This window comes from Caballeronia hypogeia (assembly GCF_001544875.2).
GTDB lineage: Bacteria > Pseudomonadota > Gammaproteobacteria > Burkholderiales > Burkholderiaceae > Caballeronia > Caballeronia hypogeia.
In genome coordinates, this window is the sequence record NZ_FCOA02000026.1 from 1 (window position 1) to 12,395 (window position 12,395).

The 12,395-nt window shown below is 60.4% G+C and carries 13 protein-coding genes and 1 pseudogene; 6 read left to right on the forward strand and 8 right to left on the reverse strand.

What is annotated here, in order from left to right:
- Positions 1-192: 192 nt before the first annotated feature.
- Positions 193-471 (forward strand): annotated as a pseudogene (locus AWB79_RS41080) (trypsin-like serine peptidase); the annotation flags it as partial.
- A gap of 565 nt (positions 472-1,036) precedes the next feature.
- On the forward strand, positions 1,037-1,543 hold the full coding sequence (locus AWB79_RS41085) for a hypothetical protein (RefSeq protein WP_198399118.1): 507 nt from the start codon (positions 1,037-1,039) through the stop codon (positions 1,541-1,543).
- Positions 1,544-1,673: 130 nt separating this feature from the next.
- Here the strand turns inward: AWB79_RS41085 and AWB79_RS28510 are convergent, their stop codons facing one another.
- The 5 genes from AWB79_RS28510 to AWB79_RS28530 all read right to left on the reverse strand — a co-directional run bounded on the left by AWB79_RS28510 (position 1,674) and on the right by AWB79_RS28530 (position 6,309).
- Positions 1,674-2,219: a Cache 3/Cache 2 fusion domain-containing protein gene (locus AWB79_RS28510; protein WP_061170812.1), complete on the reverse strand. Its 546-nt coding sequence runs from the start codon at positions 2,217-2,219 to the stop codon at positions 1,674-1,676.
- Positions 2,220-2,842: 623 nt separating this feature from the next.
- The gene (locus tag AWB79_RS28515) at positions 2,843-3,865 is read right to left on the reverse strand and encodes a hypothetical protein (protein WP_157695873.1); all 1,023 of its coding nucleotides are present in this window, start codon (positions 3,863-3,865) and stop codon (positions 2,843-2,845) included.
- A 44-nt stretch (positions 3,866-3,909) separates the two neighbouring features.
- Entirely contained in the window at positions 3,910-4,455 is a 546-nt protein-coding gene (locus tag AWB79_RS39755; protein WP_157695874.1) for a hypothetical protein, read from the reverse strand.
- Positions 4,456-4,554: 99 nt separating this feature from the next.
- Positions 4,555-5,148, reverse strand: coding sequence for a hypothetical protein (locus AWB79_RS28525; RefSeq protein WP_232471055.1), 594 nt, complete (start codon positions 5,146-5,148; stop codon positions 4,555-4,557).
- 243 nt (positions 5,149-5,391) lie between these two features.
- Entirely contained in the window at positions 5,392-6,309 is a 918-nt protein-coding gene (locus tag AWB79_RS28530; protein WP_061170816.1) for a LysR family transcriptional regulator, read from the reverse strand.
- Between the two features lie 102 nt (positions 6,310-6,411).
- Here AWB79_RS28530 and AWB79_RS28535 point away from each other — a divergent pair, with 102 nt between their 5' ends.
- Both AWB79_RS28535 and AWB79_RS28540 read left to right on the forward strand, forming a co-directional pair.
- The gene (locus tag AWB79_RS28535; RefSeq protein WP_061170817.1) at positions 6,412-7,347 is read left to right on the forward strand and encodes a 2-hydroxyacid dehydrogenase; all 936 of its coding nucleotides are present in this window, start codon (positions 6,412-6,414) and stop codon (positions 7,345-7,347) included.
- A 52-nt stretch (positions 7,348-7,399) separates the two neighbouring features.
- Complete coding sequence (locus tag AWB79_RS28540) at positions 7,400-8,749, forward strand: MFS transporter (protein ID WP_061170818.1); 1,350 nt, start codon at positions 7,400-7,402, stop codon at positions 8,747-8,749.
- Between the two features lie 97 nt (positions 8,750-8,846).
- Here AWB79_RS28540 and AWB79_RS28545 read toward each other — a convergent pair whose 3' ends face one another.
- The 3 genes from AWB79_RS28545 to AWB79_RS28550 all read right to left on the reverse strand — a co-directional run bounded on the left by AWB79_RS28545 (position 8,847) and on the right by AWB79_RS28550 (position 10,762).
- Complete coding sequence (locus AWB79_RS28545; protein WP_061170819.1) at positions 8,847-9,554, reverse strand: MgtC/SapB family protein; 708 nt, start codon at positions 9,552-9,554, stop codon at positions 8,847-8,849.
- Between the two features lie 78 nt (positions 9,555-9,632).
- Complete coding sequence (locus AWB79_RS40185) at positions 9,633-9,782, reverse strand: hypothetical protein (RefSeq protein ID WP_198399119.1); 150 nt, start codon at positions 9,780-9,782, stop codon at positions 9,633-9,635.
- 398 nt (positions 9,783-10,180) lie between these two features.
- Positions 10,181-10,762, reverse strand: a complete 582-nt coding sequence (locus AWB79_RS28550; RefSeq protein WP_061170899.1) for a response regulator — start codon at positions 10,760-10,762, stop codon at positions 10,181-10,183.
- 191 nt (positions 10,763-10,953) lie between these two features.
- Here AWB79_RS28550 and AWB79_RS28555 point away from each other — a divergent pair, with 191 nt between their 5' ends.
- Positions 10,954-11,613 carry a glutathione S-transferase family protein gene (locus AWB79_RS28555; protein WP_061170820.1) on the forward strand — a complete coding sequence of 220 codons (660 nt, stop codon included), beginning with the start codon at positions 10,954-10,956 and terminating at the stop codon, positions 11,611-11,613.
- A gap of 28 nt (positions 11,614-11,641) precedes the next feature.
- The gene (locus AWB79_RS28560; RefSeq protein ID WP_061170821.1) at positions 11,642-12,358 is read left to right on the forward strand and encodes a DUF899 family protein; all 717 of its coding nucleotides are present in this window, start codon (positions 11,642-11,644) and stop codon (positions 12,356-12,358) included.
- Positions 12,359-12,395: the final 37 nt, after the last annotated feature.

A 12,395-nucleotide genomic window follows, 5' to 3' on the forward strand; every position in this document is an offset into this window, starting at 1 on the left:
GCTGTTGATACTGAGTTCTTTCGTGCATCGCAACACCTTATACGAAACAGGTGTTGCACTTCAGATTTGAGGCCGCCAGCTCAATATACTTTCCAACAAAAGATCGCTCACCCCGTAGAACCGTGCTGACCTCGTTTCCGGAGTCGCTCTTGTACTTCAAGATATCTGCAGGACGAAAAGAAGTCGTATTCGGTGGCAACGGGCTTTCTTGCTGACGCGTGCCATGTCCTTACGAACGCACACGTCGTATCCAATCCGAAATGGGCAGACCGAAGCGCTATAACCTTCTCCGTAGGCCAGACAGGCGACAAAGAGAAGCCCTTCTCAATGCCATTTGTTTCTGGAACGGTCGTGGCCAGAGGCGACTATCGCCACAACAATGAGTCGGCGAACAACGATTGGGCGGTTATTCGCCTCGTTCAGCCGGTCGGCAACGATGTCGGCTTCTTGCCACTTTTTCAGATAGACGTAAAGTTCATGAAGAACCGGCCAGTGATTACTGCCGGCTTTCCTGCGGAGAAAACACGCGACATGACCGACCTCTCCGTTTTGTACGGTGATTTGAGTTGTCGGCTGATAGGAATGCATACGTACGGATTTCAAGCACACGCTTGTCAAGTCACACCAGTCAGTCCGGAGGACCCGTGCTTGAACCGAGACAACGGCCAGTATTACGCTATCGGGATGGTCGGCGGCGACACAGATTTCAACGGAATGGACAGAAGCGAACTCGATGCTCACGCAAACATTGCAGTGTCGTTCGATTCTGGTAAGGCAGACAGCGTTGAGAGCGAAGGCGACCGCATTGTCCAAGCACTTAAAGCGGACCAATGTGGAAATGTAGCGCGCGAAGCCAAGGTCAAGCCAACTGGGGGGCGTTCGAACGACGTGGTGTTCGGTCTTTTTCGTTACCCGCTAGGCGACCGCTTCGAGGTTGCGGGACACGAAAGCGCCTGCGCGAAAGATCTGGCCGAAGCCGTTCCCTGTCGATTCGCAGACGGTGACGCGCACGGCAGGAGGCGTGGAGTTCGAGGCAATGGTGAGCATCGACATGGCGCGCTTCCGGACCGATGAAGACACGCGGGCCAAAGTCATCGCTGCCGCGGATCGCGCGTTCCACCGCGCAAAGTCTCTCGGTGGTAACCAGCCTTGCTTCTCGCCGCCCGACGACAGACTCAGTCGATGCTTCGCTTTGAACGCCTGCGCCGCCGATGCCGCCGCATCCACATCTTTCAATGTGTCCGATGGCGTATCGGTCGAACGTGTCTGCTTGCCTGCCGCGTCCGCATACAGCGCCATCAAGATGCGAAAGACGTCTATGCCCCAGTCGAACGCCGTCCTGCCGGCCATGAACCGCCGGTCGAGGTCGCCATGCAGTTGGAATAGCCAAGGTCTCGTCCGCAATCGCTTAATGGCTGGTTTCCGGCTAGCAAATTGCCGGTGGCTCCGCCTCAACCCGGCCAGGAAGCGGCATTCGCTCGTACCGTTGCTCCGAGATTCAGGCATCGATTGCAAACAGGAAGCGGCCATTCAATTAAATTGAGCCTCCGCTGCAGGTCTGCGCTTTCGACGGAACGAGCCGCCCGAAATGTCTGCGCGCGGCTCGTTCCGTCAAGCGCTTGCTCACGTTGGGACTCTTCGTAGCACCGCGAAGCATGACGCTTAGCGTGCGCTCACTGCGCTTTCGGATAGCCTACGTAGTAGATACCGATGACGGTCCCGCTAGAATCGCGTATAGGATCATAGCCAGTCACATAGGGTTTGCCGAGAATGTCAGCATCACCATAGTAGGCACTGCCGCTGCGAATGGCGGCAATTGCCTTGCCCTTCGGATCGAGGACAGTCCCGATGGCTCTCGATCCGTCGGCTTTCTGCACGTTTGTTGCCACACGGACGAAGTCATCGCCGCTTTTCACGAACAACGATGCAGTGCCGCCCATAGCCTGCTTAACCTCATCGACCACGGCGAAGTTGTTATTCATCTTCGTTCCACCAAAGTACAACGCCGGCACCTGCTTTCCGGCAACGGAGTCCTCGCCTTTTACGACCGGTCCGCCCAATTCCGCCGTCTTACTCTTAAGCAAAGCCATGGCTTGCTTGACGGACTCTGGTGACTGCGCGCGACTACTCGTAGGGAATAAAAAAACGGATGTTCCTATCAAGCATAGTGCCATAAGAATAATGCGGAAAAGAAAACTGCCACTTGTCCTGTTTTCCATGATGTCGTTCTCCAATTGGCGTTACGGATCCCGTGGGGCGGAGACCTGCCCATGACGGGCAGGAAACCTATTGAGTGCTCGAAGTTGTCAAGGCCGATTGATCCATATCAGTCTAAGTCGGCTTTAATTGAAATTTGCTTTGGCGATCAGGCGGGTTTTATTTCGGCGCTTACAGGTTGTGCTGTCGCGGCCGGCTGATGGGGTTCGGGTTCGGTCACCCGGCCCAACTGCGCAAAGAGATATGGCGCGACGCTTACACGGGGAGAAGTCAGGTTTAGCGGCAGCACGCAGCTTTGCGTGAGGCGGAAAATGTCGTCCTCTCATACGCGAACAGCCGCTGTGCCTTGGCGATCGGCCACTGACATCGCGCCGAATTGATGGGCTGTTGTGGGTCGGGTACAGTCACCCGAAACGGATGTAGCTGAGATGGGCGAGAAGCGCTTTGCTCAAGCGAAAACTCAGAAGGAGGAAGAGCGCTTCCGCGTCTCTTCATAGCCAGGATCTGCGCATCGTTGAGAAGCGTACTGATCTGTAATGCACGATTCGGCTCATCAGAAAGCCTCGCGAGTTCTTCCGAACCTGACGGCTCGCAGTGGCGCAACGGGTGCGCCTCTGGCTCTTCGTCAAAACTTCGTGTAGTAAATGTAATGCATCGCGGTGATGGGTTCGATTTCGTTCGGCCCGATCCCGTCAATAGCGGGCAACAGATTGTTGTTGGCGTCGGTGGCCGGCTCGATCCGCGCGCGCACATCCTCCCCGCCGAGAGCACTGCCGATTGCATCATTTACGTTGCCGATGGCGCCCGCGAATCCCTTGCCCACGTTATTGGCGGCGTCAAGATAGTCGGGCTTCGCGCCGAGCGCCAGAGAGTTCATCAACTCGATTCCAATGCGCGCGCCGACGTCGTGAGCAAGCTCGCTGGCATTTTGCGTGTGCGCTTTGGCCACCAATGATTGTTTGCCGATGGAAACTACCTTGCCTTCGAGCATGAATTCGACACCAAAGTAGTCGGTACCGTAGACAGGAACCGCGCGGGCATACCACGGGCGCGCATGGAACCATCGAACTTGGACGATCATTTCGCCGCGATGCCGGAAGATACCCCCATCGCCCTCGTAGCCATCAATGAACTGGGCCACCGCCTTCTCGTAGGCCTCTCCTTCGCAACCGACCGGGCACGGCAGCACTTTGAGTTTCGGCATGTAGCCGATGTAGCCGGTGACTACGTGCTTGACCGCCTTGCCGCCTTCAGCATAACCGCGCAACATTTCTTCGTTGACGATCTCGGGCATGTTCGGGCTCGGCCGAAAGAACGCCGCCTCTTTAGACGTCCGGGCGATATATGCCAACTTCATCGGATTCGATTCCGTCACCACGCCCTCGGGCAGCGCAGCCATCGCTGCTGCACTGCTGGCGGGCTGCGACGGAGTAGCTGCGAACGCCACGTTGTTGACCGCATTCGCCAGAGGCTCCGGCGTGTCCAGTGTTGCAACCGGCGCCGAAACCGAAACTGTTCTGGCAGGCTGCGCAGGAGCAGCTACGACCGCCACATTTTTCGCCGCATCCCCCGTTGCCGCAGTCGCGGATTCTTGACTCATTCCGCTCAATGATGCCAACCCCAGGACCAGCCCAAATTTTGCTTTCATTCGTTCTCCGGTTCGATCTATTGGTCTTTGGTATTTCTTACACGTTAATTGACTTCGCCGTGTTCGAACGCATCGAGTTTTTGCGTCGCCTGTTCCGGGCGGATACTCTGAATGGCTGCGGTCGTTTTGTCGACGTCATAACCCACCGGCGTTTTTCCGGCGTTGGGATTATTTCCAAACAGGATCCGGAAGACTTGCATGGCAACCTTGTTGCCTCTGAAAGCGCTGGTGCAGACGGTTTTCTCGCTGGTTTCCTCGGCTTCGAACGAATTGCAGTTGATGATGTTGTCACTGAAGTAATTCGTCCACTGCTGGAAGTCACTGCTCACGAGAAACGGTTCGGCTTCGTCGTTTCGATTCAGCGTAGGCCTGCGATCCGTCACGCGTTCGACATCCCAGTGATTTCCATTCTTACGAATAACCACGTAGACGAATTTCGTCGGGGCGCGGTCGCTACTGCTGAAACTCCACGAATTATTCTTCTCAAGCGTCGCCGCGGGTTTTGGAGATGATGCGGCATCGTCTGCAAAGGCATATAAGGACGGAACAACGGTTGCGAGCAATACGAGAAGCCACTTGGATGCTTTCATGCGAGGTGCGAAGTTGGAGTGTGAGCCGGCCGGAGACAAGCGAGACAAGCGAGACAGGCGCGTCGCCTGCCCGCTTAGCTTTCAAGGAAAGATGATGTCTTACTGCAGCTTGAACTGAGTGACCTGCTCGAACGCTCCGGCCTCACGAAGCGCCATCTCCGGGTCTTCAACGACGCGAAGAAGATTCGTCTGCGGATCTTCCCATCTTCGATGGGCTTCGTAACTCATCTGACCAGCGACATAGACCTTTGCGACGCCCGTCGGCACGAAGACATGCCCAAAGAAACTGCTGCAGGGGCTGTATTGGGACAGTTTTGCTCTACTGTGTTGATCGCAATTCATCACGACCGTTTCGGTGTTGTAGAACGCACGGTCCGTGTAAGTGTGGAAATCACGCTGCGTAAAGTCCGGAGCATACTGAGTGCGGGAGCGATTGAAAACGATGCGCTCCTGGCGTTCATTTTGAATCGGCTGCCTTGAGGGCGAAACGTTGAGCAAACGATAATGACCGTCAGCAATATTCTTTTCGATCAGTACATAAATCCCGTTATCTCGATCCGCGGGACTCAGCATAGGCTTGACGAACCGATACGGCTTGCCATTGGCATTCAATACAGGAGGAAGCGGAGCAACGCATGCCGCGAGCGACGACAATGCTGCGATCGCAGAAACCAGGCGGACTGCTTTTTTCATGTGGTCTTTATAGATTTTAGAATATTTTTTGTAGTGCGAATGACAGGAGCGGCCGCGCGCGCAACCGTTGTTCAGATGCGCAATGCATTGAACATGCAGATTCTATACCACTTGTAACTTTTTGTAAGTGCCTGCGGAGAATAAACATGCGCAATCTTCTTGTCCGCCGTGGTCGGAAGATCGTCCAGGAAACGAAGTCGAAGAAACTGCTGACCGCGCGCCGGCGGGCGTCTTGTCAGGCTTTCACGACTTCTTCGGCGCGTGCTTCTCTAGCCGCGCGAAATGTTCGATCGCGAAGCGCCGCACTTTCTCTACCGCCGGATTCGTCTGCTCCTCGCTCCACACGAGGTCGATGTCCGCGTGTGCCTCCTTTGTCCACAGCGGCCGGAATACGACTTCGGCGAAGCACAGTTCGCGTGCCGACGCGGGCACGATCGCCACGCCGATGCCCGCGCGGACCAGCGCCACGATGGTGTGCGTCTGGTCGATGTACTGCACATGATCCGTCTGCACGCCGCTCGCCGCGAAGAGTCCCGCGATGCGATCGTGGAAGTACTTCCCGCCGTCGTGCGAATACATGACGAAGGGCAGGCCGTCGAGATCCTTCGCGGCGATTGCGCGGCGCTTCGCCAGCGGATGCCCGGCCGGTATCGCGAGCTGCAACGGCTCGCGAGCGATACGCTGAAATTCCATGCCGCGCATGAAGAACTGCGCGCGCATGATGCCGAGGTCGATCTCGCGCGATTCCAGAGCCTTCACCTGCTGTAACGACACCATCTCCTTGAGCACGACCCGGATGCCCGGCAATTCGTCCCGCGCCGCCGCGATGAGACCCGGCATCAGGTGATAGCCCGACACGGCCGTGAAGCCCATGATCACCTGACCGGCATCGCCGCGCGCCACGCGCCGCGCCGAATCCGCGGCCTGCGTCGACAGTCGCAAGATCCGCACGGCGTCTTCGTAATACGTCTTGCCTGCAGCGGTCAACTTGACGCTGCGGCTGTTGCGCTCGAACAGCACGAGATCGAGCGCCTGTTCGAGCAACTGGATCTGTCGCGAGAGCGGCGGCTGCGTCATGAAGAGCCGCGCGGCGGCACGCCCGAAGTGCAATTCCTCCGCGACGGCTACGAAACAGCGCAGTTGATTCAGCTCGATGATCATGTCAATTTAGGTATTGATCGATGCGGAATATAGCTTAGACCTCAATCGATCGCCTGAATATACTGACTTCCGAGATAAGCCGACCTTCTTCGAGGAAACAGAATGTCCGACGTGCTGCTGATCAATCCCGTGCTCCCGTCGCTCGACCGCGAACTGAGGGCGCGCTACGCGGTGCATCGCTATTACGAGCACGCCGACAAGACCGCTTTCCTGCACGAGGTCGCGGACCGCATCGGTGGCGTGGTGACGGGCGGCGCGACCGGGATCAGCAACGAGCTGATGGATGCGCTGCCGTCGCTGAAGATCGTCGCGATCAACGGCATCGGCACCGACGCGGTCGATCTCGCGCATGCCCGCGCGCGCGGCATCCACGTATCGACGACGCCGGGCGTGCTCACCGACGACGTCGCCGATCTCGCCATCGGCCTGCTGATCTCGGCGTGCCGCGGCCTGTGCGTCGGCGATTCGTACGTGCGCGACGGCGAGTGGGGCAAGAGCGGTCTGCCGCTCGCGCGCAAGTTCAGCGGCATGAAGGTGGGCATCGTCGGGCTGGGGCGCGTGGGACGCGCGATCGCGGCGCGTGCGTCGGCGTTCGGCTGTCCGATCGCCTACACGGATCTGCGCGAAATCCCCGCTTTGCGCTATCGCTTCGTCGCCGATCTGCGCGACCTCGCGCGTGAATCCGAGGCGCTGATTCTCGCTGCATCGGCGGACGACGCGGAAGGCATCGTCGATGCAGCCGTGCTCGATGCGCTCGGCCCGGACGGTTATCTCATCAACGTCGCGCGCGGCAGGCTCGTCAACGAGGCGGACCTCGTGCGCGCGCTGCTGGAAAAGCGCATCGCGGGAGCGGGCCTGGACGTGTTCGTCGACGAGCCCAACGTGCCCGCCGAGCTTTTCACGCTGAAAAACGTCGTGCTGCAGCCGCATCGCGCGAGCGCGACCGTGCAGACGCGCGCCGCCATGGGCGAGATCGTGCTCGCGAGTCTCGCCGCCAGCTTTGCGGGCGAGAGGCCAGAGACCAGCGTCACGCCCTGACCCGGCATCGCCCGAACCATAACCATCCCGACAAGACTTGGGAGGAGACACCTTGAAGAACCTCGATATCGCCACGTCCGCGGCGAGCGCCAGCCTGGCCCGCGTCGGACGCTTCCGTTACTGCATCCTCGCGCTGATCTTCTTCGTAACGGTCCTCAACTACGCGGACCGCGCCACGCTCTCGATCGCGGGCACGTTCGTGTCGAAGGATCTGGGCTTGTCCGCGTCCGCGCTCGGCATCGTGTTTTCGGCGTTCGGCTGGGCGTACGCGATCGGCCAGATTCCGGGCGGATGGCTGCTCGACCGATACGGCGCGAAACGCGTGTACGGCGCGAGTATCGCTCTCTGGTCGATCTTCACGCTGAGTCAGGGCTCGGTGTCGGTATTCTCGACGGCAGCCTCCGCGACGGCCGCGCTCTTCGTCATGCGCTTCATGCTCGGGCTCGTCGAATCGCCGGCGTTTCCGGCCAACGCCCGCGTCGTGGCGACGTGGTTTCCGACCAACGAGCGCGGCACCGCGAGCGCGCTGTTCAACTCGGCGCAATATCTCGCGGTGGTGCTCTTCACGCCCCTGATGGCGTGGCTCACGCATGCGCTCGGCTGGCATCATGTGTTCTTCTTCATGGGCGGCCTGGGCATCGTTGTCGCGGTAGTGTGGTTCGCCGTGATGGACGATCCGAAGTCGCACAAACGCATGAGCCGGGCCGAATACGACTACATCGCGGGCAATGGCGCGCTCGTCAGTCTCGATGCGAGTGTCGCGACCACACGGCGCCGCTTCACGCGCCGCGAAATATCGACGCTGTTCACGAGCCGCATGCTGTGGTCGATCTATATCGGCCAGTACTGCATCACGGCGCTCACATACTTCTTCATCACCTGGTTCCCGATCTATCTGATCAAGGAGCGCGGCATGAACGTGATGACCGTCGGCTTCGTCGCCGCGCTGCCCGCCATCTGCGGATTTTCAGGCGGCATTCTCGGCGGTCTGCTGTCGGACTTTCTGATTCGTCGCGGTGTGTCGATGTCGCTCGCACGCAAGACGCCGTTCATGCTCGGCATGCTGCTCGCGACCGCGATCATGGCCGCGCCGTTCGCGACGACCAATACGGCGATTGTCGTCATCATGTCGCTGGCATTCTTCGGCAAGGGGCTTGCCGCGATCGGCTGGGCCGTGCTTTCGGATGTCGCCCCACGTGAAATGACGGGGCTCTCGGGCGGCGTGTTCAACGGCATCGGCAACACGGCGGGCATCGTCACGCCGATCGTCATCGGCTATGTCGTCGCGAGCACGGGCTCTTTTGACCGCGCGCTGTGGTTCGTCGGCGCGCACGGCATTGCAGCGATGTTCGCGTACGGGCTGCTCGCCGGGCCGTTCAAGCGCATTCAACTCAAAACCTGATCGCCGAAGTTGACTATATGGAACCGCCAAAGCCGGCGCAAAGCCGACCGGCTGGTACAAGCAACCCCGTGAGACAGCACGGCGATGAAAACCAGGATCACTCCGGCGCGCTTTCGACTTCCGCTGCTGACCAGCTTATGCTCGATACGCCGCGCTCCATGCTCATGCGGCTCGCCATACGTTCGAGCTTCGCCTGATCTTTCGGATGCATGCGCACCGTCGCCGTAACCTTAATTCGGGGAGTCTCTCCGTCGGTATCCTCACTCGTCAGATTGAGAAAGGACAGGGGCTGCGATTCCATTGCATTCGAGAGCAGCGTACGTATGTGGATTTCATCCTCCTGACGCCCGATCACCGTCAGAGCGTATTCGCGCACCAGGTCGGCGCTGGAAACGGGCGTCGCATTTATGACACGGCTCAGCTCGCGCAACAGCGTATTGGTAACGAGAACGACGCCCGTGCCTGCGAATGCCGGGCCATAGTGCCCCGTGCCGCAGAGCACGCCGACGGCCGCGGAGCACCAAAGCGTCGCTGCCGTGTTGATGCCCTGGATCGACCCCTTGTCACGCATGATGACTCCTCCGCCGAGGAAGCCGACACCCGATACCACATACGCAGCGATCTGGGTCGCCCCAGACTGGCCATTGCCCGTCAGCATGCCGAGCGTGACGAACAGACACGCACCACTCGTGACGAGCGTGATGGTGCGCAAGCCGGCCGTGCGCTGGCGCAGTTGCCGCTCGAATCCAATTGCGACACCGCAAGCGAATGCGGCCAAGAGGCGCAGGGCGAAATCGACGCTCATCGGGGCAATGACGAAGCCTGTTGCGAAATAAACCGGCGAGCATCTCACGCGCAGATGTCGATGGCGTGAAAACGCGCTTCAGGCGCGGCGCAGCAACGCGGCGATCCCACGAAAGAAACGACGGAACGCGCCGACACGCGCTTCGCGTTCATCGAGATGAAGCAAGGCGTCGTAGTGATTGCGCGATTCGTCGACGCGTGGCAGTTGCGACAGAAGGAGGAAGTTCATGATGTTCTCCGTGCGCCGGGCGCGGCGCGTTGCTCCGCAAGCCGGAGCACGGAAGACGCGCCACGGACTTGCGCTAGTTATCCGGGTTGTGCTATGACGACGCGCGTGATCGCGGACCTATCGGGCTTGTCGGGTCTGTGGGACAACAGTCGCTGTCGGGCATAACGGCTCCTTGTCGGTCAAATGAATACGGACAAACGCGCATGGGCGCGCACATCCGGCCGGGTATGGGCCAGGAAGCGCGACGGGACGCAGGATGACGGACGCGAGCACGCGTCAGCGCCACACTGGCGTCAACGAATCGGGTACACGAGGGAAGTTACTGCGGCGCGCACCGTCTGCCTGATGGCTGGACGGCGGCTGGAAGCTCGAGACGAGCGGGAAGCGACGTCCTGCGTTCAGGCAGGAAAACAGTTCGAAGATCGACTACTGCAGGTGTCCGTATCGTCGAGCGCCCGAGCGACGAACTGCGTGACGCTCACGCGAGCACCGCTGTAGTCCGGGCCGGGATTGACACGGCCCGATTCCTCAGCCGGGTCGTCCGAAGTCGTTGCGGAGAGCGAGGCCGCGATGCAAGGTGAAACGACGTTCCTGGCGCCGGACAGCACCCGGTCGCACACGCGCTCGAAGGCGTGCGCCTTGTCATGCGAGGAAAGGAGTCCCGCAGCGCCGTTACGTTGAATCTGCGCGAGCGCGACCGCGCGAGTTTCGTCCGTGAGCGCAATGACGGGCGTCTCGGGATACGCGTGGCGCAATTCGCGCAGGAGAGCGAAGTCATCCGCGCTTGCTGCTTCCACGCTGCAACCCAGGACGATCAGATCGCACCCGGCGCTGCTCAGGCACGCGAGCAACTGTTGCGCGTTGCGCGCGCACGACAGCACCCTGAAACGCGCATCCGATTCGAGCCAGCTTTGCAGGCCGCGGAGTACGACGGGGCGATCGTCCGCGACGGCGATGGTGATCTTGTTGTCGTGCGTCATGATGTTCGCATGCGGCGGAATCGCGCACGTTAGCAAATCGAAAACGTAGACGCCGCGCTGCACAACAAAATTTGTCCAATCTGCTGTCGATTTGCGCAGTTACCGTTCGTCATGGCAAGCAGGGGCGCGAGGAATCGCCGGATGATCCTCGCTTCCGCGTTCCGCATATCACTGACAACCGGAGACATCCGATGAGCCTGCAACTCTACGCACACCCGTTTTCCTCATACTGTCAGAAGGCGCTGGTCGCGCTTTACGAGAACGCCACGCCGTTCGAGTGGCGCGCGCTGACGCCCGAGACGCCGGACGCCATGCGCGAACTCATCGAAATCTGGCCGATGAAACGCTTCCCCGTGCTCGTCGACGATGGCCGGCCGGTGATGGAGGCGACGGTGATCGTCGAATATCTGGGGCTGTATCACCCGGGTCCGGTGCGCCTCGTCCCCGAGGATCCGCGCGCCGCGCTCGAAGTCCGCTGGATGGACCGCTTCTTCGACAACTATCTGTCGACGCCGCAGCAGAAGATCGTGTTCGACGCGATGCGCAATCCGAACGAACGCGACGCCCGCGGTGTCGCCGACGCCCGCGCGATGCTCGACACCTCGTACGCGTTCCTCGAGCGCAAGATGGCCACGCGCGAATGGGCGGCAGGCGACACCTTCAGTCTCGCCGATTGCGGCGCCGCGCCGTTTCTGTTCTATGCCGACTGGACGCATCGCATCGGCGACGCGTATCCGAACGTGCTCGCGTATCGCAAGCGTCTGCTCGCGCGGCCATCGTTCGCGCGCGCCGTCGACGAGGCGCGGCCTTACCGGTCGCTCTTTCCGCTGGGCGCGCCCGATCGCGACTGACCTTCCTTCATCGACGAGGAGACGACTCATGACGTCTGCATCGAACACCGTTCCCGCCGCGGAACTCGCGCAACGCGCCACCATGACCTTTCCGAACGAAAGCGCCGAATATCGTCAGGCGCGCATCGCGCTGCTGGCCGAAGAGATCGAGTTGCGGCGGCACATCGAGCGCGTCGCGCGGATGCGGCGCGCGTTGCCGCCCGGCGGTGAAGTGACGGGTGACTATCGTTTCGAAGGTGAACGCGGCGCGGTCGATTTCGCCGGCCTGTTCGGCGACAAGGACACGCTCGTCACGTATAGCTACATGTTCGGGCCGCAACGCGAGCGGCCGTGTCCGATGTGCACGTCGCTGCTGTCGGCGTGGGAGGGCGAGGCGCGCGATATCGAACAGCGCGTGGCGCTGGCAGTGATCGCGCGCTCGCCGCTCGCGCGGCTCGTGGCGTTCAAGCAGGAACGCGGCTGGCGCGATCTGCGGCTCTTTTCGGACACGAGCGGCGAGTTCAGCCGCGACTATCACGCGATCTCGAAGGAAGGCGGCGACGAGCCCGCGCTCAACGTATTCACGAAGCGCGACGGCGTAATCCGGCATTTCTGGAGTGGCGAAATGGATTTCGCGACGGCCGATCCCGGCGAGGATCCGCGTGGCGCGCCCGACCCGATGCCGCTCTGGACCGTGCTCGACATGACGCCCGAGGGACGTGGCACGGACTGGTATCCGAAGCTTGACTACGGTCCGCGAAGCTGAGCGTGTCACACAAAACCACCCTTTCCCGGTGGGTCCG